Source organism: Pelobacter propionicus DSM 2379 (assembly GCF_000015045.1).
GTDB lineage: Bacteria > Desulfobacterota > Desulfuromonadia > Geobacterales > Pseudopelobacteraceae > Pseudopelobacter > Pseudopelobacter propionicus.
Window position 1 is genome coordinate 721,133 of sequence record NC_008609.1, and the last position, 21,339, is coordinate 742,471.

At 47.2% G+C, this 21,339-nt stretch carries 34 protein-coding genes and 1 pseudogene; 33 read left to right on the forward strand and 2 right to left on the reverse strand.

From position 1 onward, the window contains the following. Positions 1-2: 2 nt before the first annotated feature. From tuf to rplQ, 31 genes and pseudogenes are all read left to right on the forward strand, one after another. Complete coding sequence (tuf, locus tag PPRO_RS03335) at positions 3-1,193, forward strand: elongation factor Tu (RefSeq protein WP_011734609.1); 1,191 nt, start codon at positions 3-5, stop codon at positions 1,191-1,193. A gap of 18 nt (positions 1,194-1,211) precedes the next feature. After that, a complete protein-coding gene (rpsJ, locus tag PPRO_RS03340) occupies positions 1,212-1,520 on the forward strand; it encodes a 30S ribosomal protein S10 (RefSeq protein ID WP_011734622.1) in 309 nt (102 codons plus the stop codon). A 26-nt stretch (positions 1,521-1,546) separates the two neighbouring features. Continuing rightward, positions 1,547-2,176 (forward strand): 50S ribosomal protein L3, encoded by a 630-nt coding sequence (rplC, locus tag PPRO_RS03345; protein ID WP_011734623.1) that lies wholly within the window; start codon positions 1,547-1,549, stop codon positions 2,174-2,176. Between the two features lie 21 nt (positions 2,177-2,197). Beyond that, positions 2,198-2,821 carry a 50S ribosomal protein L4 gene (gene rplD, locus PPRO_RS03350; RefSeq protein ID WP_011734624.1) on the forward strand — a complete coding sequence of 208 codons (624 nt, stop codon included), beginning with the start codon at positions 2,198-2,200 and terminating at the stop codon, positions 2,819-2,821. After that, on the forward strand, positions 2,818-3,102 hold the full coding sequence (rplW, locus tag PPRO_RS03355) for a 50S ribosomal protein L23 (RefSeq protein WP_011734625.1): 285 nt from the start codon (positions 2,818-2,820) through the stop codon (positions 3,100-3,102). Before rplD ends, rplW begins: the two co-directional genes overlap by 4 nt. Positions 3,103-3,122: 20 nt before the next feature. After that, positions 3,123-3,947, forward strand: a complete 825-nt coding sequence (rplB, locus tag PPRO_RS20020; protein ID WP_011734626.1) for a 50S ribosomal protein L2 — start codon at positions 3,123-3,125, stop codon at positions 3,945-3,947. Positions 3,948-3,963: 16 nt separating this feature from the next. Then, complete coding sequence (gene rpsS, locus PPRO_RS20025; protein ID WP_011734627.1) at positions 3,964-4,242, forward strand: 30S ribosomal protein S19; 279 nt, start codon at positions 3,964-3,966, stop codon at positions 4,240-4,242. A gap of 14 nt (positions 4,243-4,256) precedes the next feature. Continuing rightward, positions 4,257-4,592: a 50S ribosomal protein L22 gene (rplV, locus tag PPRO_RS03365; RefSeq protein ID WP_011734628.1), complete on the forward strand. Its 336-nt coding sequence runs from the start codon at positions 4,257-4,259 to the stop codon at positions 4,590-4,592. Positions 4,593-4,615: 23 nt separating this feature from the next. Next, positions 4,616-5,248, forward strand: a complete 633-nt coding sequence (gene rpsC / locus PPRO_RS03370; RefSeq protein WP_011734629.1) for a 30S ribosomal protein S3 — start codon at positions 4,616-4,618, stop codon at positions 5,246-5,248. 31 nt (positions 5,249-5,279) lie between these two features. Next, the gene (gene rplP / locus PPRO_RS03375; RefSeq protein ID WP_011734630.1) at positions 5,280-5,702 is read left to right on the forward strand and encodes a 50S ribosomal protein L16; all 423 of its coding nucleotides are present in this window, start codon (positions 5,280-5,282) and stop codon (positions 5,700-5,702) included. Next, positions 5,692-5,880 (forward strand): 50S ribosomal protein L29, encoded by a 189-nt coding sequence (gene rpmC, locus PPRO_RS03380; RefSeq protein WP_041532110.1) that lies wholly within the window; start codon positions 5,692-5,694, stop codon positions 5,878-5,880. Before rplP ends, rpmC begins: the two co-directional genes overlap by 11 nt. A 10-nt stretch (positions 5,881-5,890) precedes the next feature. After that, positions 5,891-6,139: a 30S ribosomal protein S17 gene (gene rpsQ, locus PPRO_RS03385; RefSeq protein WP_011734632.1), complete on the forward strand. Its 249-nt coding sequence runs from the start codon at positions 5,891-5,893 to the stop codon at positions 6,137-6,139. 29 nt (positions 6,140-6,168) lie between these two features. Next, entirely contained in the window at positions 6,169-6,537 is a 369-nt protein-coding gene (rplN, locus tag PPRO_RS03390; protein ID WP_011734633.1) for a 50S ribosomal protein L14, read from the forward strand. A 19-nt stretch (positions 6,538-6,556) separates the two neighbouring features. Beyond that, positions 6,557-6,883: a 50S ribosomal protein L24 gene (gene rplX, locus PPRO_RS03395; RefSeq protein WP_011734634.1), complete on the forward strand. Its 327-nt coding sequence runs from the start codon at positions 6,557-6,559 to the stop codon at positions 6,881-6,883. A 17-nt stretch (positions 6,884-6,900) separates the two neighbouring features. Beyond that, positions 6,901-7,440, forward strand: coding sequence for a 50S ribosomal protein L5 (gene rplE, locus PPRO_RS03400; protein WP_011734635.1), 540 nt, complete (start codon positions 6,901-6,903; stop codon positions 7,438-7,440). Between the two features lie 18 nt (positions 7,441-7,458). Continuing rightward, positions 7,459-7,644, forward strand: coding sequence for a type Z 30S ribosomal protein S14 (locus tag PPRO_RS20030; protein WP_011734636.1), 186 nt, complete (start codon positions 7,459-7,461; stop codon positions 7,642-7,644). 39 nt (positions 7,645-7,683) lie between these two features. Beyond that, positions 7,684-8,082 carry a 30S ribosomal protein S8 gene (gene rpsH, locus PPRO_RS03405; protein WP_011734637.1) on the forward strand — a complete coding sequence of 133 codons (399 nt, stop codon included), beginning with the start codon at positions 7,684-7,686 and terminating at the stop codon, positions 8,080-8,082. Between the two features lie 25 nt (positions 8,083-8,107). Then, the gene (rplF, locus tag PPRO_RS03410) at positions 8,108-8,647 is read left to right on the forward strand and encodes a 50S ribosomal protein L6 (RefSeq protein ID WP_011734638.1); all 540 of its coding nucleotides are present in this window, start codon (positions 8,108-8,110) and stop codon (positions 8,645-8,647) included. Between the two features lie 19 nt (positions 8,648-8,666). Continuing rightward, entirely contained in the window at positions 8,667-9,032 is a 366-nt protein-coding gene (rplR, locus tag PPRO_RS03415; protein ID WP_011734639.1) for a 50S ribosomal protein L18, read from the forward strand. Positions 9,033-9,052: 20 nt separating this feature from the next. Then, positions 9,053-9,541 carry a 30S ribosomal protein S5 gene (rpsE, locus tag PPRO_RS03420; protein ID WP_011734640.1) on the forward strand — a complete coding sequence of 163 codons (489 nt, stop codon included), beginning with the start codon at positions 9,053-9,055 and terminating at the stop codon, positions 9,539-9,541. Positions 9,542-9,558: 17 nt separating this feature from the next. Then, entirely contained in the window at positions 9,559-9,735 is a 177-nt protein-coding gene (gene rpmD / locus PPRO_RS20035; protein WP_011734641.1) for a 50S ribosomal protein L30, read from the forward strand. Between the two features lie 14 nt (positions 9,736-9,749). Next, positions 9,750-10,193: a 50S ribosomal protein L15 gene (gene rplO / locus PPRO_RS03425; protein ID WP_011734642.1), complete on the forward strand. Its 444-nt coding sequence runs from the start codon at positions 9,750-9,752 to the stop codon at positions 10,191-10,193. Next, entirely contained in the window at positions 10,193-11,500 is a 1,308-nt protein-coding gene (gene secY / locus PPRO_RS03430) for a preprotein translocase subunit SecY (protein WP_011734643.1), read from the forward strand. The genes rplO and secY overlap by 1 nt, the downstream gene beginning before the upstream one ends. Continuing rightward, positions 11,500-12,162: an adenylate kinase gene (locus PPRO_RS20040; RefSeq protein ID WP_011734644.1), complete on the forward strand. Its 663-nt coding sequence runs from the start codon at positions 11,500-11,502 to the stop codon at positions 12,160-12,162. Before secY ends, PPRO_RS20040 begins: the two co-directional genes overlap by 1 nt. Further along, complete coding sequence (map, locus tag PPRO_RS03435; RefSeq protein WP_011734645.1) at positions 12,149-12,898, forward strand: type I methionyl aminopeptidase; 750 nt, start codon at positions 12,149-12,151, stop codon at positions 12,896-12,898. Before PPRO_RS20040 ends, map begins: the two co-directional genes overlap by 14 nt. Positions 12,899-12,916: 18 nt before the next feature. Further along, a complete protein-coding gene (gene rpmJ, locus PPRO_RS20045) occupies positions 12,917-13,030 on the forward strand; it encodes a 50S ribosomal protein L36 (RefSeq protein WP_083761174.1) in 114 nt (37 codons plus the stop codon). A gap of 20 nt (positions 13,031-13,050) precedes the next feature. Then, positions 13,051-13,419, forward strand: coding sequence for a 30S ribosomal protein S13 (rpsM, locus tag PPRO_RS03440; RefSeq protein WP_011734646.1), 369 nt, complete (start codon positions 13,051-13,053; stop codon positions 13,417-13,419). A 24-nt stretch (positions 13,420-13,443) separates the two neighbouring features. Continuing rightward, positions 13,444-13,839 carry a 30S ribosomal protein S11 gene (gene rpsK / locus PPRO_RS03445; protein WP_011734647.1) on the forward strand — a complete coding sequence of 132 codons (396 nt, stop codon included), beginning with the start codon at positions 13,444-13,446 and terminating at the stop codon, positions 13,837-13,839. Positions 13,840-13,869: 30 nt separating this feature from the next. Next, positions 13,870-14,496 (forward strand): 30S ribosomal protein S4, encoded by a 627-nt coding sequence (gene rpsD, locus PPRO_RS03450; RefSeq protein ID WP_011734648.1) that lies wholly within the window; start codon positions 13,870-13,872, stop codon positions 14,494-14,496. A 70-nt stretch (positions 14,497-14,566) separates the two neighbouring features. Next, on the forward strand, positions 14,567-15,589 hold the full coding sequence (locus PPRO_RS03455) for a DNA-directed RNA polymerase subunit alpha (RefSeq protein WP_011734649.1): 1,023 nt from the start codon (positions 14,567-14,569) through the stop codon (positions 15,587-15,589). Between the two features lie 40 nt (positions 15,590-15,629). After that, positions 15,630-16,010, forward strand: a pseudogene (rplQ, locus tag PPRO_RS03460) (50S ribosomal protein L17); the annotation flags it as partial. 148 nt (positions 16,011-16,158) lie between these two features. On the opposite strand, the gene PPRO_RS03465 reads toward rplQ, so the two are convergent. Beyond that, positions 16,159-16,605, reverse strand: a complete 447-nt coding sequence (locus PPRO_RS03465) for a YaaR family protein (protein ID WP_011734651.1) — start codon at positions 16,603-16,605, stop codon at positions 16,159-16,161. Between the two features lie 239 nt (positions 16,606-16,844). Here PPRO_RS03465 and PPRO_RS03470 point away from each other — a divergent pair, with 239 nt between their 5' ends. Together PPRO_RS03470 and PPRO_RS03475 are read left to right on the forward strand one after the other, a co-directional pair. Beyond that, on the forward strand, positions 16,845-19,061 hold the full coding sequence (locus tag PPRO_RS03470) for a sensor histidine kinase (RefSeq protein WP_011734652.1): 2,217 nt from the start codon (positions 16,845-16,847) through the stop codon (positions 19,059-19,061). Positions 19,062-19,128: 67 nt separating this feature from the next. After that, positions 19,129-20,499, forward strand: coding sequence for a sigma-54-dependent transcriptional regulator (locus PPRO_RS03475; protein WP_011734653.1), 1,371 nt, complete (start codon positions 19,129-19,131; stop codon positions 20,497-20,499). Between the two features lie 23 nt (positions 20,500-20,522). On the opposite strand, the gene trpC is transcribed toward PPRO_RS03475, so the two are convergent. After that, entirely contained in the window at positions 20,523-21,326 is an 804-nt protein-coding gene (trpC, locus tag PPRO_RS03480; RefSeq protein WP_011734654.1) for an indole-3-glycerol phosphate synthase TrpC, read from the reverse strand. Positions 21,327-21,339: the final 13 nt, after the last annotated feature.

Below are 21,339 nucleotides of genomic sequence, written 5' to 3' on the forward strand. Positions count from 1 at the left end.
TCATGGCGAAGGCTAAATTTGAGCGCACCAAACCGCACGTAAACATTGGCACGATTGGTCACGTCGACCACGGCAAGACCACGTTGACTGCCGCTATCACAAAGGTGCTGGCAGGCAAGGGTCAGGCAGAGTTCAAGGCTTTCGACCAGATTGACAATGCACCTGAAGAGCGTGAGCGCGGTATTACCATTGCCACCGCACACGTGGAATATGAGACCGACAAGCGTCACTATGCCCACGTCGACTGCCCGGGCCATGCCGACTACGTCAAGAATATGATCACCGGCGCCGCTCAGATGGACGGAGCCATTCTGGTTGTTTCCGCAGCTGACGGCCCTATGCCCCAGACCCGCGAGCACATCCTGCTCGCCCGTCAGGTTGGCGTACCCTATATTGTCGTGTACCTGAACAAGGCCGACATGGTCGATGACGAGGAACTTCTTGAGTTGGTCGAGCTCGAAATCCGCGAGCTACTCTCCTCCTATGACTTTCCCGGTGACGATATTCCTATCGTTAAAGGTTCCGCCCTCAAGGCGCTAGAAGGCGAAAAGAGTGAGTTGGGCGAGGATTCCATCATCAAGCTGATGGACGCTGTTGATAGCTACATCCCCGATCCGGAGCGTGCGGTGGACAAGCCCTTCCTGATGCCGGTAGAGGATGTGTTCTCCATCTCAGGTCGTGGTACCGTTGCCACCGGTCGTGTTGAGCGCGGCATAGTCAAGGTTGGTGAGGAGGTCGAGATCGTTGGCATCAAGGCCACCGCCAAGACAACCGTCACCGGTGTGGAGATGTTCCGCAAGCTTCTCGACGAGGGTCGTGCCGGAGACAATATCGGCGCACTGCTGCGCGGTATCAAGCGCGAGGAAATCGAGCGCGGTCAAGTTCTTGCCAAGCCTGGTTCAATCACTCCGCACACCAAGTTCAAGGCTGAGGCCTATATCCTCAACAAGGAAGAGGGTGGACGTCACACCCCATTCTTCAACGGATACCGTCCCCAGTTCTATTTCCGGACAACGGACGTTACCGGTATTGTCGACCTGCCGGCAGGCACTGAAATGGTCATGCCTGGCGACAACGTGGCTGTAACCGTCAACCTGATCACTCCGATCGCCATGGATGAAGGTCTGCGCTTCGCCATCCGTGAAGGCGGCCGCACCGTTGGCGCCGGCGTCGTCAGCTCGATTATTGAATAAAACGTTACGAGGATATCAATGCAGAGCCAGAAGATCAGAATTCGCCTTAAGGCATATGACCACAAGTTGCTTGATGTTTCTGTTACAGAGATTGTCGATACTGCAAAAAGAACTGGTGCACGTGTAGCAGGTCCGATCCCTCTGCCCACAGTGATAAACAAGTATTGTGTACTTCGTGGACCTCACGTGGATAAAAAATCAAGGGATCAGTTCGAGATCAGGACACATAAACGCCTTATCGACATCTTGGATCCGACTCAACAGACGGTTGATGCTCTTATGAAACTTGACCTGGCTGCTGGTGTTGATGTTGAAATCAAACTGTAACGTACTTTTTTCGAATAGGAATAGATATGAAAAAAGGTATTATCGGAAAAAAAATTGGAATGACACAGATTTTTACGGAGGATGGGACTCGAGTTCCCGTTACCGTTATCCAGGCAGGTCCGTGTGTGGTTACGCAGAAGAAAACCGCCTCTATTGATGGGTACAGCGCCGTTCAGGTTGGCTTTGATTCCACGCCGGCTGCGAACGCTTCGAAACCGATGCTTGGCCATTGTACCAAGTCGGGCCAGGGGGTATTTAGGTATCTCAGGGAATTTAAATTTGATGCTGCGTCTGAAATGAATCTTGGGGATGTGCTGACTGTTGAGCAGTTTACAGCAGGTGATTTTGTTGATGTGACCGGCACAAGTATAGGCAAGGGGTTTCAGGGGGTTATTAAGAGATATAACTTCAGGGGCGGCCGCGCAAGCCACGGTTCTCGCTTCCATCGTGCCCCTGGTTCCATTGGAGCATCTGCCACACCTTCACGTGTTTTTAAGAATAAAAAGATGCCCGGGCAGTTGGGTAATACCCAGGTCACCATGCAGTGTCTTCAGGTGATTCGCGTAGATGCAGATGATAATCTACTTCTTATCAAGGGAGCCATACCGGGCCATCGCAACAATATTGTTCTTATCAAAAACAGTGTAAAAGCTTAAGAATATAGCGGGAGTACGTGTATGCCTTCGATAGCAGTCTATAACATGAACAGACAGCAAGTTGGTGAGTTGCAGTTAGCAGATGATGTCTTTAATGCAGATGTTAAAGAACATCTGATGCATCTTGCACTCCGTATCCAACTTGCAAATCGCCGCGCCGGAACCGTTAAAACTAAAACGCGCTCGGAAGTGGCAGGAAGCGGTAAAAAACCTTTCAAGCAGAAGGGCACGGGGAATGCTCGTCAAGGGTGTGTAAGGGCTCCCCAGTATCCTGGTGGCGGTGTTGCCTTTGGCCCACAGCCCAAAGAGTATCATCTGAGTATGAACAAAAAAGCGCGCAAATCTGCGATCTGCTCTGCTCTCTCTCTTCAGTGCAAGAATAATCGTATCACTGTGATGGATAAGCTAGATTTTTCGTCTATCTCAACCAAGGCTTTTGTCGACTTCATGAAACGCTTTGAGATAGAGCGCTCTCTTATTATTACTGACGATTTCAGCAACAATCTTCAACTCTCGTGTCGCAATGTTCCACATGTGAAGCTTCTCAAGCATGACGCACTCAATATCCATGACATTCTGAAATACAAGAATATCATTTTCACACAGGGTGCCGTGCAATCCGTAGAAGGAGTTCTGAATAAATGAACGTTTACTCAGTTATCAAGAAGCCGCATGTAACTGAAAAGGCTTCACTTGGTAGTGATGCCACAAATACGGTTACTATAGTGGTGGATAGAGATGCAAACAAGATTGAGATCAAACAGGCTGTCGAGACCCTCTTCAAGGTTAAGGTTGACAGTGTGAGAACAGTTAATGTGGCCGGGAAGGTCAAACGTTTCGGTCGCAATTTCGGCAAACATTCAAACTGGAAGAAAGCATTTGTCACCCTTTCTGAGGGACAGTCACTCGATTTCTTTGAGGTTTAAAAACATTTTCGGGGTTCACAATGGGAATCAAGATTTATAAGCCGACATCGCCAGGTCGTAGACACCAGACCTGCTCGTCGTTTGAAGAGATCACGACATCAACGCCTGAAAAGTCTCTTCTTATAAAACTGAAGAAGTCAGGCGGCAGGAATGCTTTGGGACGAGTAACATCTCGGCATCAGGGCGGGGGACACAAACAAAAGTATCGAATTATCGATTTTCGCAGGGATAAGATCAGCATCCCTGCCAAGGTCGCGAGCATAGAGTACGATCCGTACAGAAGTGCTCGCATAGCATTACTTCATTATGTTGATGGTGAAAAACGCTACATTCTGGCACCTCTGGATCTAAAAGTCGGGGATACTGTGCTCAGTGGCCCTGAAGCCGACATAAAGCCGGGTAATGCGCTTCCACTGAAAGCCATTCCGCTGGGTACGATCATTCATAATGTCGAACTCAAACTTGGTAAGGGTGCCCAACTAGCACGCAGTGCCGGAACGTTTGCTCAACTCATGGCAAAAGAGGGCAGATATTCTCAGGTTAAACTTCCCTCGGGTGAAGTGCGCATGGTCCTTCAGGATTGTTATGCCACTATTGGCCAGGTAGGCAATGTTGACCATGAAAAGGTAAGTTTGGGGAAAGCCGGACGTGCACGGTGGCTTGGGAAGCGTCCCAAGGTTCGTGGTGTCGCAATGAACCCGGTTGACCACCCCCATGGTGGTGGTGAGGGTCGGACATCTGGTGGTAGACATCCCGTTACTCCTTGGGGTATTCCTACCAAAGGTTATAAGACTCGTACCAATAAATCCACTGATCGCTTTATTGTTAAGAAGCGCACCAAATAATCTGTGAGGTCTGAACATGGCACGTTCCATTAAAAAGGGACCCTTTATTGATGAGCACCTGGCTAAAAAAGTGCTGGCTGAAGGTCCCAATTCTAAAAAAATAATTAAAACTTGGTCGCGTCGTTCTACGATCACGCCTGACTTCATAGGTCTCAGCTTTGCAGTTCACAATGGCCGCAAGTTCGTACCTGTATATGTCACTGAGAATATGGTTGGTCATAAACTCGGAGAGTTCTCTCCGACCAGAACGTTTCACGGCCATGCCGCCGATCGAAAGAGTAAAGCCAAGAGGTAGTAAAAGGAGTTTTCATGGAATCCAGTGCTAAGCTGACATCTGTTCGCCTTTCACCGCGTAAAACAAGACTTGTTGTTGATCTCGTTAGAGGTAAGGTAATCCAGGAAGCGCTTAATACTCTGCGGTTCCTTCCTCAGCCTTCAGCGAAGCTTGTTTCTAAGCTGTTGCAGTCTGCGGTAGCAAATGCGGAGCAAAAAGGTGTTTCAGATGTTGATGCTTTATATGTAAAGACAATTTATGTTGATGGCGGTTCTGTGTTGAAACGGTTTTTACCGCGTGCCATGGGACGGGCCAGCAAGATTCGTAAGCCGACAAGCCATATCAGTGTTACACTGTCAGATTCGAAATAGTTTGATTTTCGCGGAGGTGCAGTTTGGGACAAAAAGTTAATCCGATAGGTTTCAGACTTGGAGTAATTAAATCATGGGACTCCAAATGGTACGCTGAGGCTGATTATGCAAAACTTCTGCACGAGGATCTAAAGATTCGTGCATTCCTTAAAAAACGTCTGTATAGTTCCGGCATTTCTAAGATAGAAATTGAAAGAGCTGCGAATAAGACGAAGATAAATATTTATACAGCTCGGCCCGGTCTGATCATCGGTAAAAAAGGTTCAGAGGTTGAAACGATTAAGAAAGAGCTTTCAAATCTCACCTCCAAAGAAATTTTTATAAATATTATCGAAGTTCGTAAGCCAGAGCTTGATGCCCAATTAGTTGCTGAAAATGTAGCATTGCAGCTTGAAAGGCGAATCGCATTTCGCAGGGCAATGAAGAAGAGTGTTACTTCTGCTTTGAAGTTTGGCGCTAAAGGCATACGTATTACATGCTCTGGACGGCTTGGTGGAGCTGAAATGTCGCGTACCGAATGGTACCGCGAAGGGCGTGTCCCACTGCATACTCTTCGTGCTGATATTGATTATGGCTGTGCCGAGGCAAAAACGACTTATGGTCTTATTGGCATAAAAGTACTCATATTTAAAGGCGAAGTTCTTCCAGGTCATTAATACATTCTTTGTGGAACAGGAGTAAGTTTCAATGTTATTGCCGAAACGGGTTAAACATAGAAAACAGATGAAGGGGCGCATGACCGGCAAACCCTGCCGTGGTATTTCCCTGTCCTTTGGAGAGTTTGGCTTGCAGGCTACAGAATGCGGATGGCTTGACTCGAGACAGATTGAAGCAGCCCGTATTGCCATGACTCGTTACATTAAGCGTGGCGGGAAAATATGGATTCGTATCTTCCCTGACAAGCCGCTTACCTCGAAACCTGCTGAAACAAGAATGGGTAAGGGTAAGGGTTCTCCTGATTCATGGGTAGCTGTTATCAAGCCTGGTACCATTCTGTACGAGATGGAGGGCGTTTCGGAGGAAGTGGCACGGGAAGCGCTCAGGTTGGCTGCTCACAAGCTGCCAGTCTCGACAAAGTTTATTACCAGGAGTGAAAATCATGAAGCCTAGAGACCTACGGAACATGTCCGCTGAAGGACTCGTGTCAAAGAAAAGCGAACTTGTTCAAGAATTGTTTAATCTCAAATTCCAGTTGCATACGGGAAGGCTAGAAAATACATCTAAGCTGAAATGTATACGTCAGGATATTGCCAGAATTAATACGATCCTCACCGAGAACAGGGCATAGGGAGCGCTAGATGAGCGAACGTGGTCATAGAAGAACACAAAACGGAGTTGTTGTCAGCGATAAAATGGATAAGACTGTAGTTGTAAAAGTTGATCGTCTGATTAAGCATCCCGTTTATAATAAATACATTAAAAGAAGCGCGAAATACAAAGTACATGACGAGAATAATGTCTGTAAGATTGGGGACCGTGTTCAGATTATAGAATGCAGACCTTTAAGTAAAGACAAACGCTGGAACCTTAAACAGATCAGCAATTAATGCATCTCTTAAGACAGGGGTACTGAGTAATGATACAGATGCAAACAATATTGGATGTAGCAGACAATTCTGGTGCCAAAAAACTTTTTTGTATTAAAGTGCTTGGTGGTTCTAAACGGAAATATGCGGGAGTGGGCGACATAATTGTCGCTTCGGTTCGTGAAGCTCTGCCCAATTCCAAAGTCAAAAAGGGTGATGTGGTAAAAGCTGTTATTGTGCGTACCGCAAAGGAATTGGGACGTCCCGATGGGTCATATATCCGTTTTGATGATAATTCAGGAGTAGTAATAAACAACCAGAAGGAACCGGTAGGAACGCGCATCTTTGGTCCTGTTGCCAGAGAATTGCGTGCTAAGAAGTTTATGAAAATAATCTCACTTGCGCCGGAAGTACTCTAATCTAATCGGAGAATCATAGATGCAAGCCACAAAAACACATGTCAGAAAAGGTGAGACTGTAATGGTCATTGCCGGTAAAGATAAGAATAAGACTGGTACAGTCATGCAGTTCTTACCCAAAAAGGACGGTATTATTGTCGAAGGCCTTAATATGGTAAAACGTCATGTAAAGGCTCGTGGTAATGAACCAGGCGGGATCAAGGAAAAGGAAGCCTCAATCCATATCTCCAATGTCATGCCATACTGTGCAAAGTGCGCCAAACCTGTACGGGTTAGGTTAAAAGTGCTTGAAAACGGCGATAAACAGAGATTATGTGCTAAGTGTGGCAATTCTCTCGAGAAATAGACAGGAGGAAGTGATTAATGGCTCGTTTGAAAGAGATTTACCATAAAGACGTAATGCAAAAGCTACGTAGTGATTTTAGCTATGCAAATATAATGGAAGTGCCCAAAATCGTAAAAGTTGTTGTAAATATGGGCCTTGGTGAAGCAATTCAGAATGTGAAAATCCTTGATTCTGCTGCTGCTGAGTTAGCTGCTATTACCGGCCAAAAAACTGTTATCACAAAAGCTAAAAAATCGATAGCCACGTTTAAGCTCCGCCAAGGTATGCCTATTGGCTGTATGGTAACACTCAGGCGTGCAAAAATGTATGAGTTTCTTGACCGGCTTATGAATGTGTCCCTTCCCAGGGTTCGTGACTTTAAGGGCGTGTCCGCAAAAGCTTTTGACGGAAAAGGCAATTATACTCTTGGCATCAAGGAACAGCTGATTTTTCCTGAAATTAATTACGATGCTGTTGACAAGATAAAAGGCATGAATATTACCATTGTTACCAGCGCTAAAACAGATGAGGAAGGTAGAGCTCTACTTAAGTACTTGGGCATGCCGTTCAGGAACTAAGACATTCTGGAGGATTCCGTGGCAAAAGTTTCAATGATAATCAAATCTCAACGTAAACCAAAATTTAAAGTCCAACAACATAATCGTTGCGAAGTTTGCGGCAGACCTAAAGCTTTTTACCGCAAATTTAGAATGTGCAGGATTTGTCTTCGTAAGTATGCATCTATAGGACAGATTCCTGGCGTTATTAAATCGAGCTGGTAATCAACACCAAAAGAAGAAATTGACAGGAGTACATGTACGATGTCTATGACAGATCCTATTGCCGATATGCTTACAAGAATTAGAAATGCTAACATGGTTAAGCACCAGAAAGTTGACATTCCGTCTTCAACCATGAAAGTAAATATTGCTTCAGTTCTAAAGCAAGAAGGATATATTAAGAATTATAAGGTGATATCCGATAATCTGCAGGGCATACTGCGTGTTTACTTGAAGTATATTGATGATAAGGATGGTGTCATCAACGAAATCAAGCGCATCAGTAAACCGGGCGGTAGGGTGTATGTTAAAGCTGACGAAGTCCCGACAGTTAAATCAGGACTTGGTGTTGTTATTCTATCAACCTCCAAAGGAATAATCACCGACAGTGCTGCTCGTAAGGCTGGTTTGGGCGGTGAAATCATCTGTACTGTTTGGTAATCATACATTCAAGGAGCACGAAGCAATGTCGAGAATAGGGAAACTTCCCATAGATATATCCAAGGATGTAAAGCTTGCTTTTTCTGATTCTATACTGTCGGTTCAAGGTCCATTAGGAAAATTATCGCGTCGGATCATGCCCTGTGTAAATTTAGAGATTACAGACTCATGTATAATTGTAATGCGAAATGACGAGTCAGGAACTGCAAGGTCAGCTCACGGCCTTACGCGTACATTAGTCAGTAATATGGTGAACGGTGTTACCAAAGGTTTTCAGAAGAGCCTTGAAATTAATGGTGTAGGATATCGTGCTGAAGTCAAGGGAAGTGAACTTGTTTTGAGTCTTGGCTACTCTCATCCTGTTGTTTTCACGATACCCGCTGGGGTTACTATAGAAGTTGATAAACTGACCAAAGTGGTGGTTAAGGGTTTTGATAAGGAACTTGTAGGGGAAACCGCTGCAAAGATTCGGTCATTCAGGCCGCCTGAACCCTATAAAGGTAAGGGTGTTAAATATGCTGACGAGACTATCCTGAGAAAAGCCGGTAAGACAGGCAAGAAATAGTCTTTATAAGGAGAAAGCTGTGGCAAGAACGGCACAAAAACTAATCACGAGAATTAAACGTAAAGTTAGGGTACGCAAAAAAATAGTGGGTACTGCTCAGCGTCCTCGATTGAACGTTTTCAAGAGCGCACGCCATATCTACGCACAGTTGATCGATGATACTGCAGGGATTACTCTTGCTTCATGCTCAACTCTTTCTACTAGTGCAGAATCTCTTTCATATACTGGAAACATCGCAGCTGCAGTTCATGTTGGTAAGGAAATTGCCGGTCTTGCCAAAGAAAAAAATATAACTGCTGTGGTATTTGATCGTAATGGTTTTCTGTATCACGGAAGAATTAAAGCACTTGCAGATGCTGCACGTGAGTCAGGTCTTCTTTTCTAACTAGATTTAGGAGGTTTCAATTGAGTAGAGTGAATCCAGCAGATTTGAACTTGACTGATCGCGTCGTGCATATCAGCCGTGTTGCAAAGGTGGTAAAAGGCGGCAGACGTTTCAGTTTTTCTGCTCTGATTGTAGTAGGCGATGGTTGTGGATATGTTGGTTACGGCCTTGGGAAAGCTAATGAAGTTCCGGAGGCTATTCGAAAAGGGGTTGAGCAGGCAAAGAAGAATCTCATCAAGGTTCCAGTAAATCAAAATCAAACGATTCCCTTCGAGATTGAAGGCAAGTTCGGGGCGGGACGCCTGCTGATGAAGCCTGCTTCCGCCGGTACTGGTGTTATCGCTGGAGGAGCAGCCCGTGCAATATTCGAGGCTGCTGGTATTAATAATATTCTTTCTAAGTGTTTGGGTTCTAACAATCCCCACAATGTGGTAAAGGCTGCTTTTGCTGGACTTCAACGTCTTAAGTCTCCTGAAGAGCTGGCTGCTCGCCGCGGTATTACTGAATAATATGAGGTGTATTTATTATGAGCAACACTTTGAAGATCACACTGGTAAAAAGTCTTATAGGTACGCCTAAACAGCAACGAAATGTTGTTGCTGGCTTGGGATTGAAAAAGCTTAACACGACGGTTGTCCGTTCTGATACTCCTGAAATTAGGGGTATGATTAATAAAATTAGCCATATGCTTCATATTGCTTAGTAAAGGTGGATTGAATGGATTTGAATACTCTCAAACCTGCATTGGGTTCAGTTAAACAAGGCAAGAGGATTGGTCGCGGGCCTGGGTCCGGGCACGGAAAGACTGCCACAAAAGGGCACAAGGGACAAAAGGCACGCTCAGGCGGTAGTATCAAAGCCGGTTTTGAAGGTGGTCAGATGCCCTTGCAACGTCGTTTGCCGAAACGTGGCTTCACTCCGCTCAGCAGAGTTGAATATGCAATCGTAAATCTTAAGCAACTCGATGCATTCGAAGCAAACTCATCTGTCGATACTGAGTCTCTTGTTGCCATGGGTCTTGTTAAATCTACAGCTTGTGCTGTCAAGATTCTCGGTAACGGAGATCTTGCTAAATCACTTCGCGTTTCTGCCTCTAAATTCAGTCAGTCAGCAAAGGATAAAATCCTTGCTGCTGGCGGAACAGTTGAGGAGACGGTCTAGTGCTCGATGCACTAAGGAATATTTTTAGGATTCCAGAGCTAAAAAAGAGAGTTTTGTTTTCTCTGGCAATGCTCGCGGTCTATCGGATAGGGTGCCATATTCCTACCCCTGGTATAGACCGCATGGCATTGTCACATTTTTTTAAACAGGCCCAGGGAACGCTGCTTGGTCTGTTTGATATGTTTTCAGGTGGCGCGTTAGAGAGGCTTTCCGTATTTGCTCTTGGAATAATGCCTTATATCTCTTCATCGATTATTTTTCAGCTGTTGACTGTTGTTGTTCCTGCAATAGAGAAGTTGTCGAAAGAAGGCGAGTCGGGACGCAAGAAGATCATTCAGTATACGCGATATGGAACCATAGTACTGAGTATCGTTCAGGGGCTTGGTATTGCCGTAGGGCTTGAAAGTATGCGCGGTCCCGCAGGAGAGTTAGTCGTACCCACTCCTGGATGGTCTTTTCGTTTGATGACGGTTCTGACGCTAACAGCTGGGACTGCGTTCATCATGTGGTTGGGCGAACAGATGTCAGAAAGGGGGATTGGTAACGGAATTTCCCTGATCATATTTGCCGGCATAGTCGTGCGGATTCCTACTGCTCTCGGGAATACATGGAAGCTGCTGGGAGCTGGACAGCTTTCGCTTTTTGTTATTCTCTTCATCGTTGCGTTTATGTTCGCTGTGATTGCTGGAATTGTGTTCGTTGAACGTGGTCAGAGGCGATTGCCAATCCATTACGCAAAAAGGGTTACAGGTCTTAAGACATACAATGCGCAATCATCTCACTTGCCGTTGAAGGTCAACATGGCTGGTGTAATTCCTCCCATTTTCGCGTCTTCGATTATTATGTTCCCCGCGACTATAGCCAATTTTATTAATGTACCGTGGGTACAAAACATTGCAAAGAGTCTCATGCCGGGGCACTGGGCCTATAATGTTTTTTTCGTTGCCTTTATAGTCTTTTTTTGCTATTTCTACACGGCTGTGACATTCAATCCTGTGGATGTCGCTGAAAATATAAAAAAACATGGTGGGTATATACCAGGTATTCGGCCTGGAAAAGAGACATCTGATTTCATGGATTCGGTGCTGACTAAGTTGACCTTCGCCGGAGCAATATATATTTCAGTAGTGTGTGTCCTTCCGTCCATCCTAATTGGTAAGTTTAATCTACCATTTTACTTTGGTGGTACGGGTCTTCTTATCGCTATTGGCGTTGGGATGGATACTGTTTCGCAGATAGAATCTCATTTGATTACGCGAAGCTATGAAGGTTTTATGAAGGGTGTTCGAATTCGAGGAAGAAGGTAATGAACGTAATACTTTTTGGCCCTCCGGGGGCTGGTAAAGGCACTCAGGCTCAGTATGTTGTAGAACGATTTGGGATTCCTCAAATATCTACCGGTGATATGCTGCGTGCTGCAGTAAAGAATTGTACTCCGCTTGGTCTTAAGGCCAAGGAGATAATGGATGCGGGCGGTCTTGTTTCTGATGAAATCGTACTCGGTATAGTCGCTGATAGGCTATCTTGTGAAGATTGTGGTACTGGTTTTGTGCTGGACGGTTTTCCTCGGACAATACCTCAAGCTGAGGCATTGATTGAAATCCTTGCATGCTTAGGAAAACAAACTGATCATGTTATTTCTCTTGAAGTGTCAAATGACGAAATTACTCGACGCTTGTCTGGTCGTCGTACTTGTCCTTCTTGTGGTAAAGGTTTTCATGTGCTTTTTGCTCCACCCAGAAAGGCGGGAGTTTGCGATTTCTGTGGTGCGGACTTGGTTCAGAGGGGAGACGACCACCCTGAGTCCATATGTAACCGGTTGAGTGTATACGAAAAGCAGACATCACCTCTGAAAGCGTTTTATGCACAAAAAGGACTTTTGAGGGCTGTTGACGGTAGTCTGCCTGTAGAACAGATACAATTGCAGATTCGGAAGGTGTTGGAAGGTTGCTCTAGTGATTGTGCTTAAATCTCTCCGTGAGATTGAACGGATGAGAGTAGCTTGCAGATTGGTTGCCGAAGTCCTTGAGATGCTGAAAGAAGCTGTAAGGCCGGGTGTATCGACTTGCGATCTTGAAGATATCGCTTTGAAACACACTCTGAAAAACAAAGCCAAGCCGGCTTTTAAAGGTTATTGTAATTATCCTAGTGCTCTGTGCTGTTCACCTAATCAGCAGGTGGTGCATGGAGTGCCAAATCGGGAGCCTCTTCGGGATGGTGACATCTTAAGCCTTGATTTTGGGGTTCTTTATGATGATTTCTACGGAGACGCAGCAGTAACGCTTCCTGTCGGAATTGTTAGTGAAAAGGTGAAATCGCTTATTGCGACAACGGAGCAGTCTTTATATCGTGGTATTGAGAAGGCTATCCCTGGTAACCGTCTTACTGATATTTCGCATGCCATACAGGATTACGTTGAGAAACGGGGTTTTTCCGTGGTTCGCGACTTTGTGGGGCATGGTATCGGTAGAGGGTTACACGAGGAACCTCAGATCCCTAATTATGGTGCGCCTGCAAAAGGGGTAAAGCTCAAAGCGGGTATGGTCTTTGCTATTGAGCCAATGATAAACGAAAAATCGCATGAAGTGAAAATCCTCGATGATGGTTGGACGGTTGTTACCTTGGATGGTGGTATGTCTGCGCATTTTGAGCACACCGTAGCGATTACGGATAATGGACCTGATATTTTAACTCGGCTTGTTTAAGCGTGAAGGGGAGTAGAGATGAAAGTGCGTGCTTCTGTAAAAAAAGTGTGTGACAAGTGTAAGATAATTAAACGTAAGGGTGTTGTACGCGTTATTTGCGATATCCCTAAACATTCCCAGCGTCAGGGTTGAGTAGATAAGGAGGAGATCAATTGGCACGAATTGCTGGTATTGACTTACCAAAAAACAAGCGGATAGTAATTGCCCTGACCTATATTTATGGAATCGGCAATTCTACAGCGGAAAAGATTCTTGAGGCGACGAACGTTGATCCGAACACACGTACCGACAATCTGACCGAAGCGGATGTGTCTCATCTGCGTGACGAAATCGATAGAAACATTAAAGTCGAAGGCGATCTGCGCAGAGAAATATCCATGAATATCAAGCGTCTCATGGATTTAGGTTGCTATCGTGGTTTGCGTCATAGAAAAGGGCTTCCGGTGAGGGGACAGCGTACAAAAACAAACGCTCGTACTCGGAAGGGACCTGCTCGTACCGTTGCTGGTAAGAAGAAATAATATAATTTAGTCCTGGAGAATAGAATGGCGAGTCCAGCTAAGAAAGTTGTACGTAAAAAAAGAGAACGTAAAAATGTAACTAATGGTGTGGCACATATTCATGCGACTTTTAACAATACCATGATAACTATTGCCGATACCGCCGGTAATGTCCTTGCATGGTCCACTTCAGGGGCCAAGGGGTTCAAGGGATCTCGCAAGAGTACCCCTTTTGCTGCTCAAGTAGCAGCTGAGGATTGCGCGAAAAAGGCCCAGGAACATGGCTTGCGAAATGTGGAGGTCTATGTAAAAGGGCCGGGTTCTGGTAGAGAATCTGCTTTGCGTGCGCTTCAGGCGGCTGGCTTCAATATAAGCTTTATAAAAGATGTGACGCCCATTCCTCATAATGGATGCCGTCCGCCTAAGAAGAGAAGAGTATAATAATAGCCTAACCATTTAAGGAGGTTTTCATTGGCTCGGTATACAGGTCCATCCTGCCGTCTGTGCAGAAGAGAAAATATGGAATTATTTTTGAAGGGTGACAGATGCTATACGGATAAATGTGCCATAAAGCGTCGTAACTACCCTCCTGGACAACATGGTCAGGGCCGTACTAAGAACTCTGCTTACGGCATACAGTTGCGTGAAAAGCAGAAAGTACGCCGAATCTATGGATTGATGGAGAATCAGTTCCGCGGTTACTTCGCAGAAGCTGATCGTATGAAGGGTGTGACTGGCGAGAACCTTCTTTCGCTTCTTGAACGTAGACTCGATAATGTTGTTTATCGACTTGGTTTTGCCTCTTCGCGCTCTGAGTCACGCCAACTCGTGCGCCACGGTCATTTCACACTTAATGGCAAGAAAGTAGATATCCCCTCGATACAAACAAGAGTTGGTGACGTAATAGAGTTGCGCGAAAAGAGCAGGAAGATTGTCTCGATTAATGATGCTCTTGACGCAGTGGCCCGTCGCGGAATACCGCAGTGGCTGGAACTTGATCGTGATGCCTTCAAGGGAAATCTGAAAGCTTTGCCTGTACGTGAGGATGTGACTACCCCCATACAGGAGCAACTGGTCGTCGAACTCTATTCAAAATAAGTAATGCTGACTGAATACGAGTGTTTTCAGTAACTCCCAGCACCGGGCGTAATCTCCGGAGGAGGTAGTAATGTATAAAAACTGGCGCGATCTTATCAGACCTAAGCAATTACAGTTTGAAAAAGAGTCGCTTTCAGATACATACGGTAAATTTTTTGCAGAACCTTTTGAACGTGGTTTTGCTACAACTTTGGGAAATTCTTTGCGGAGAATACTTCTTTCTTCACTTCAGGGTTCCGCAATTACTTCAGTTCGTATAAAGGGTGTTTTGCACGAATTCAGTGCCATCCAAGGTGTTACTGAAGATGTTACAGATATCATTCTTAATCTTAAGGGCGTTCGTCTGAAGCTTCACTCTGTTGTTCAGGCTACTATACGTGTAGTCCATACCGGTGAGGGTGTCGTAAAAGCTGGCGACTTTGTCGTCGGTCATAACGTTGAGATAATGAATCCCGAACACCATATTGCAACATGCGGCAAAGATGCTCATTTTGAAATGGATATGACTGTCAAGATGGGTAAGGGTTATGTCTCGGCTGATAAAAACCGCGATGAAAAAGCCCCGGTTGGTACAATTCCCATTGACTCGATATTTTCTCCGATCAAGAAAGTTAATTTTACCATTTCCAACGCTCGTGTTGGTCAAATGACAGACTATGACAAACTGACCTTAGAGATTTGGACGGATGGAAGTGTCAAGCCTGATGATGCTCTGGCCTATTCCGCAAAAATTATGAAAGAGCAGTTATCTATTTTCATTAATTTTGATGAAGAAGCTGAGCCTCAGGCTCCTGAAGAGTCACAGGATGAAATAGATAAGATAAACGAGAATCTCTACCGTACGGTTGAGGAACTTGAACTTTCTGTACGATCAGCCAATTGCCTTAAGAACGCCGGTATCAAACTTATTGGCGAACTCGTTTCTAAGACTGAGGCTGAAATGTTAAAAACACAGAATTTCGGTCGTAAGTCTCTGAACGAAATCAAAGATATTTTGAGTGATATGGGACTTACGTTTGGTATGAAGCTTGACTCTTTTCCCGAGCCTGATATGTTACGTCGCTTGCGTGGAGAGCAGAACGAAGAAGAATAAATCCTTTTATTTAAGCGTATTTTGAGAAAGGAACCGATATATGCGGCATTTAAAATCAGGAAGGCGTCTTGGAAGAAAAACGAGTCATCGTGAGGCCATGTTCAGAAATATGGTAACTTCGCTTTTTGCGCACGAGAAGATTACGACTACCGATGCCAAGGCAAAGGAAATCAGGTCAGTGGCTGAGAAGATGATAACACTTGGTAAGCGCGGAGATCTTCACTCTACCCGTATTGCAGCTGCATTCATTCGTGAAAAATCCGTTGTTACCAAACTCTTTTCCACCATAGCACCTCGATACAAAGAGCGTGCTGGCGGGTATACCAGAATCATCAAGGTAGGCTCTCGTAATGGTGACGCTGCTCCCATGTCTATCATTGAGTTGGTGGAGGAAGAATTCACCCCTAAGGCATCCCGCGCTTAATGTAGTTTGGTGGGACCCGTATTTGTGATCGTACCATTCGAATAAAGTAAGTTCATATTTGAACGAAAAGAGGCAAGTGCATACACTAGCCTCTTTTCGTTTTAGCCGCTTGAACAGACCGTGAGTGATACGTTGATTACGCTATTCACGTTGTAAGGTCGACGACGAGTCCCTTGATCCCAATTATTTTTTCCGTAATTGCCATATGGTTGCGTTGCTCGTCAAGCAGCAATTTGTAAAGTTGGTCTGCCTCTACATTGATAACCGTTATTATCTCGTAATAGCGTGGGTTTTGGGGCGTACCATTGATTTTATTCAAACGATAGGCTTCCGCGCTTATTCGCTTCGCAATCTGTCCCAATAAATTACGGAATCTGTGTAAATTATCTAAATTCGGTTCCCGCTCCAGCCTATCCCCTGCTTCGTCTATTTCTTGCTTCAACTCATCAACTTCCCGCTTATAGTCATTGTATTCATTTTCCTTTTGGGCCAACTCAGTTGTGAAGGTCCTTGTTGACGAACGTTTTAGATTTCCGGTTTTTGTGGTCTTATGTTCGAGGTCCTTGAGACCCGAAGTCTGAATGATCTTCATGGTGACTTCTCCCTGGGAGCTGGATGCCGAGATTTTCGTCTTTATAGCACATACGATTTATAAGGCAATTGAAGCAAAAATGCTACAATCGCGTTTTCATCATGCACTGTTTGTGGTAGTTTGAAGCGGTTAGGAGTGGACGCTGCTGTCTGTCCGCTCTGAATGTGATTGTGTGTTTCATAAGGAACAGGATGACAATCGAAGCGTCTGACCATTACCTGAGGACTATGTAACGGAGCATGGGATACAAACTGTCAATCAATGAGCGCAAAAAACGTGCCCGTGAAGCAATCGTTATTGTTGTTGCTTTGCTGTTGATTCTCTTTCTAACATCCGCGGAAATACGCCTTACCCAGTTAAGCGCAGATACATCAATGGGCAGCAACATCATGATCTTCGGCATCATCAATGTTGTGGTGTTGTTGGTAATTCTGCTGGTGTATCTGGTAAGCCGTAATGTAGTCAAACTGCTATTGGAGAACCGCTCCAATCCTGTTGCTACACGCCTGAGAACGAAGCTGGTCGTATCGTTTGTGGGTCTGTCCTTGGTGCCGACCTTGTTGCTTTTCTTCGCTGCGGCTGGTTTTATCAACAATACTGTACATAACTGGTTTAACACCCAGGTTGAAACGTCGCTTAGCGAGTCTTTGGAGGTTGCCCAGACCTATTACAAGAACTCGGCGTCCAACACGATTTACTACGGACGTCAGATCAGCGCCATCATCCGCTCCTCGAAACTGCTTAACCAGGAAAATCTGCCCAAGCTTGAAGCGCTAATCAGGCAGAAGCAGAAGGAATATAATCTCGGTGTCGTCGAGGTCTACTCTGCCCAGCAGGAGGAACTAGTTCGCGCCACAAACCCTCTGGTTCCCAGGGGAGAGTTTACCAACCCTGCTTCGGATGATATCGTTCGTGCGCTGTCAGGTAATGAATTGACCAGGATTAACCCGGTCGGCAAGGCTGATCTGATACGGGGAATAGTGCCGATATATTCAACCTGGAATGATCGTGATGTGGTTGGGGCGGTGGTGGTCAATTATTACGTACCCTATTCGCTGGTCAATAAAATGAAGGAAATCACCGAGTCGTACCACGAGTTCCGACAGCTGAAAATTATGAAGAACCCGATACGCACCGGTTATATCGTCACGCTCTTCTTGATTACTGTAGTTATTGTGTTCCTAGCCTATTGGATAGCCGTGTATCTGGCCAACAGTATGTCAAAGCCGGTACAGGAACTGCTTGAGGCAACCCGTGCTGTTGCGGAGGGCAATCTCGACGTACAGATAGAAAGTGCCTCGCTGGACGAAATCGGCATGCTTGTCACTTCGTTCAATCGCATGACCACTGACTTGCGTACTAAGCAGCAGACCTTAAACGCGGTAAACCATGAATTGACCAAGATCAACCTGGAACTGGATCAGCGGCGGCGTTACATGGAGATCGTGCTTCGCAATGTTGCCGCGGGTGTAATCTCCATTGACAGGGAAGGGTGCATTACCACCATTAATAAGTCAGCGGAGAAACTGCTCAGCATCTCAAATGGCGCGGTTGTGGGGCGCAATTTTCGAGAGTTGCTGCAGGATGCCCACCTCGATATCGTTAAGGACATACTGCGCGACCTGCTCCTGTCAAAGCAAGACACCATAAACCGGCAGATCGTTCTCGATGTAAATGGGAACCGGCTGGCACTGCATCTGCATCTGAATATGTTGCGCGATGAAAATGGAAGCTTTGTGGGCACCGTGCTGGTGCTGGACGACCTGACCCAGGTCATGAAGGTGCAGCGCATGGCCGCTTGGCGGGAGGTTGCCAGGCGCATAGCCCATGAGATAAAGAATCCGCTCACCCCGATACAGCTTTCCGCCCAGCGGCTTCGGAAACGCTACCTTTCGCGCTTCAGCGACGATGAAAAGGTCTTTGACGAATGTACGGAAATGATAATAAAGTCGGTGGATGATCTTAAGAATCTGGTGAACGAGTTTTCCAACTTTGCCCGCATGCCCGCCATACAACCGGAGCCCAACGACCTGAACGATATCATTCGTGAGGCGCTGACACTGTACCAGCAGGCACATCGCGATGTGCAGTTCGATTTCAAGCCCGATAGCAGGCTGCCGTTTCTGAAAATTGACCGCAGCCAGATCAAGCGCGTTGTCATCAATCTGCTGGAGAATGCCGTTGCTGCCATGGATGGACAGGGGACGGTCAGGATAGTCTCTAACTACGACGCTGAACTGAGGCTGGCCTCGTTCGTTGTTGTCGATACCGGTCCGGGTATACCTGCCGAGGACAAGCCTCGCCTGTTCGAACCTTATTTCTCAACTAAGAAGACCGGGACTGGCCTCGGCCTGGCTATCGTCAACAGCGTCGTGTCCGATCACAACGGGTTTGTGCGTATCAGGGACAATGATCCCCATGGAGCCTGCTTCGTCGTTGAACTTCCCGCTGCCTGAGTGAGCTGCGCTGACCAGGGTAAGAGTGGGACGGGCCGGTCTCTGGCCGTGCAAAAGAGAGGAGCATATGTCGAAATTAATACTTGTGGTGGATGATGAGAATGATATCCGGACCTCGCTGACAGGAATTCTGGAGGATGAGGGCTTTCTGGTGTCCTGCGCTGCCAGTGGCGTTGAGGCGTTGGAGAACGTGTGCCATGAAATCCCTGATATCGTTCTGCTGGATATCTGGATGCCCGGGCTGGACGGTCTGGAAACGCTGGAAAAGCTGAAGCAATTGTTTCCGCACCTGACGGTCATCATGATCTCCGGTCATGGAACGATCGAGACTGCGGTCAGGGCAACCAAGCTGGGGGCTTTCGACTTCATCGAGAAGCCGCTTTCCCTGGACAAGGTGCTGATCACCGTAAACAATGCCCTGCGCATGGGGGAGTTGCGGGTTGAAAACGAAGAGCTCAGGCGCGTGGCTGGCTATGAATACGAGCTGATCGGCGAGAGCCCGGCCATGGTCTGCTTGCGGGATCAGGTCATGCGTGTTGCTCCGACATCGTTATGCGTCCTGGTAAACGGCGAGAATGGCAGCGGCAAGGAACGGGTTGCCCGCTCAATCCACTACTACAGCAAACGTTGTGCTCGGCCGTTTGTTGCCATCAACTGCGCTGCCATCCCCGAAGAGCTGATCCAGAATGAGTTGTTCGGTCATGAGAAAGGTGCCCTCGGGGGGGCGCCGTCCCAGAAGAAGGGGAAGATCGATCTTGCCGATGGCGGCACACTGTTTCTGGACGAGATCGGTGATATGTCGCTGGCGACACAGTCACGAATCCTGGGCGTCATTCAAGAGCACTGCTTCCAGCGGGTAGGCGGAAACCGGTCAGTGCCGGCGGATGTGCGGGTGATCGCCGCCAGCAGCAGGGACATTGCCGATGAGGTGCGCAACAGTCGCTTCCGCGAGGACCTCTTCTACCTCCTCAACGTCATTCCGTTGGTTGTTCCTCCCCTGCGGGAGAGGAGAGAGGACATCGCGCTTCTGGTGCCGCACTTCGTCGAGCAGTTCAATCGCCGCGAGGGGCGCGAGCAGAAGACGTTTTCTCCGCAAGCCATGGCGCTGCTTGCCCGATTGGACTGGCCCGGAAACGTACGCGAGCTCCAGAACATCGTCGAGCGCGTCCTGATCATGGTCCCCGGCAGGATGATAGCGGCGGAGGATCTCTCCGGGCTGTTTGGTGATCAGGCGCGAATTTTGGCGAATGAGGAGATGCTCCAGGCTGCTGCGCCCGGCACGTTGCGGGAGGCGCGCGAGGAGTTCGAACGGGATTTCATTGTCAGGAAGCTGGAGGAGAACGACTGGAATATCTCGCGCACCGCCGAGACCATCGAATTGAAGCGGAGCAACCTGCACAGGAAAATAAAGAGCTACGGAATAGATGTCAAAAAGTAGCTCTCCTGCCTGATGGTCATTGGCTAACGGTTGCCCAGCAGTATGCGCAACTGGGAGCCGATGTCCGTCTCGCGCATCAGTGACTCGCCGATCAGGAAGGCGTCGGCGCCATCGGCCGCGAGGCGCTCAATGTCCGCCCGGGTGGAAATGCCGCTCTCCGCCACCAGCAGGTGTTCTGGCGGCAGCATGCTGGCAAGGCGTCCGGTGGTGGCAAGATCAGTCGTGAACGTGCGCAGATTACGGTTGTTGACGCCGATCAGGGTGCAGTCGGTGCGTAGGGCGACATCCAACTCTCGCTCGTCATGGACCTCCAGCAGGATGTCCAATGACAGATCCCGTGCCAGTGTAATGTAGTCGATCATCTGGGGCAGTTCGAGGATAGCGGTGATCAGCAGGATAGCGTCTGCCCCGGCGCAGCGGGCCTCGTATATCTGGAAGGGGTCCAGAATGAAATCCTTGCGTAGGAGTGGCAGGTCGACCTCGCCACGGATCCTGGTTAGATTCTCCAGACGGCCCATGAAAAAATGCTGGTCAGTCAGAACGGACAGGCAGGTGGCTCCGTTTGTCTCGTAGATGCGCGCGATCTCCAGCGGGTCGAAATCGGCCCTGATCAGCCCCCTGCTGGGCGAGCCCTTTTTTACTTCGGCGATTATTGCGGTCTGCCCTTGCCCTTTCTTGCGCCGCAGGGCTGCCTCGAATCCGTGTGTCGGCGCCATGTCCCTGGCCCGTACACGGAGTTCGCCCAGAGCAGTGTGCGCCTTGAGGTCCCGCAGTTCCTCGTACTTGTGGGCAACGATCTTTTTCAATGTGTCCGGTGTGTTGTTCATGCTCATATCCCCA

What these genes read in the sequence shown, in the direction of transcription:
- tuf (WP_011734609.1), top strand. Translation starts at nt 3, where the DNA reads ATGGCGAAGGCTAAATTTGAGCGCACCAAACCGCACGTAAACATTGGC.
- rpsJ (WP_011734622.1), top strand. Translation starts at nt 1,212, where the DNA reads ATGCAGAGCCAGAAGATCAGAATTCGCCTTAAGGCATATGACCACAAG.
- rplC (WP_011734623.1), top strand. Translation starts at nt 1,547, where the DNA reads ATGAAAAAAGGTATTATCGGAAAAAAAATTGGAATGACACAGATTTTT.
- rplD (WP_011734624.1), top strand. Translation starts at nt 2,198, where the DNA reads ATGCCTTCGATAGCAGTCTATAACATGAACAGACAGCAAGTTGGTGAG.
- rplW (WP_011734625.1), top strand. Translation starts at nt 2,818, where the DNA reads ATGAACGTTTACTCAGTTATCAAGAAGCCGCATGTAACTGAAAAGGCT.
- rplB (WP_011734626.1), top strand. Translation starts at nt 3,123, where the DNA reads ATGGGAATCAAGATTTATAAGCCGACATCGCCAGGTCGTAGACACCAG.
- rpsS (WP_011734627.1), top strand. Translation starts at nt 3,964, where the DNA reads ATGGCACGTTCCATTAAAAAGGGACCCTTTATTGATGAGCACCTGGCT.
- rplV (WP_011734628.1), top strand. Translation starts at nt 4,257, where the DNA reads ATGGAATCCAGTGCTAAGCTGACATCTGTTCGCCTTTCACCGCGTAAA.
- rplP (WP_011734630.1), top strand. Translation starts at nt 5,280, where the DNA reads ATGTTATTGCCGAAACGGGTTAAACATAGAAAACAGATGAAGGGGCGC.
- rpmC (WP_041532110.1), top strand. Translation starts at nt 5,692, where the DNA reads ATGAAGCCTAGAGACCTACGGAACATGTCCGCTGAAGGACTCGTGTCA.
- rpsQ (WP_011734632.1), top strand. Translation starts at nt 5,891, where the DNA reads ATGAGCGAACGTGGTCATAGAAGAACACAAAACGGAGTTGTTGTCAGC.
- rplN (WP_011734633.1), top strand. Translation starts at nt 6,169, where the DNA reads ATGATACAGATGCAAACAATATTGGATGTAGCAGACAATTCTGGTGCC.
- rplX (WP_011734634.1), top strand. Translation starts at nt 6,557, where the DNA reads ATGCAAGCCACAAAAACACATGTCAGAAAAGGTGAGACTGTAATGGTC.
- rplE (WP_011734635.1), top strand. Translation starts at nt 6,901, where the DNA reads ATGGCTCGTTTGAAAGAGATTTACCATAAAGACGTAATGCAAAAGCTA.
- rpsH (WP_011734637.1), top strand. Translation starts at nt 7,684, where the DNA reads ATGTCTATGACAGATCCTATTGCCGATATGCTTACAAGAATTAGAAAT.
- rplF (WP_011734638.1), top strand. Translation starts at nt 8,108, where the DNA reads ATGTCGAGAATAGGGAAACTTCCCATAGATATATCCAAGGATGTAAAG.
- rpmD (WP_011734641.1), top strand. Translation starts at nt 9,559, where the DNA reads ATGAGCAACACTTTGAAGATCACACTGGTAAAAAGTCTTATAGGTACG.
- rplO (WP_011734642.1), top strand. Translation starts at nt 9,750, where the DNA reads ATGGATTTGAATACTCTCAAACCTGCATTGGGTTCAGTTAAACAAGGC.
- PPRO_RS20040 (WP_011734644.1), top strand. Translation starts at nt 11,500, where the DNA reads ATGAACGTAATACTTTTTGGCCCTCCGGGGGCTGGTAAAGGCACTCAG.
- rpmJ (WP_083761174.1), top strand. Translation starts at nt 12,917, where the DNA reads ATGAAAGTGCGTGCTTCTGTAAAAAAAGTGTGTGACAAGTGTAAGATA.
- rpsK (WP_011734647.1), top strand. Translation starts at nt 13,444, where the DNA reads ATGGCGAGTCCAGCTAAGAAAGTTGTACGTAAAAAAAGAGAACGTAAA.
- PPRO_RS03455 (WP_011734649.1), top strand. Translation starts at nt 14,567, where the DNA reads ATGTATAAAAACTGGCGCGATCTTATCAGACCTAAGCAATTACAGTTT.
- PPRO_RS03465 (WP_011734651.1), bottom strand. Translation starts at nt 16,605, where the DNA reads ATGAAGATCATTCAGACTTCGGGTCTCAAGGACCTCGAACATAAGACC.
- PPRO_RS03470 (WP_011734652.1), top strand. Translation starts at nt 16,845, where the DNA reads ATGGGATACAAACTGTCAATCAATGAGCGCAAAAAACGTGCCCGTGAA.
- PPRO_RS03475 (WP_011734653.1), top strand. Translation starts at nt 19,129, where the DNA reads ATGTCGAAATTAATACTTGTGGTGGATGATGAGAATGATATCCGGACC.
- trpC (WP_011734654.1), bottom strand. Translation starts at nt 21,326, where the DNA reads ATGAACAACACACCGGACACATTGAAAAAGATCGTTGCCCACAAGTAC.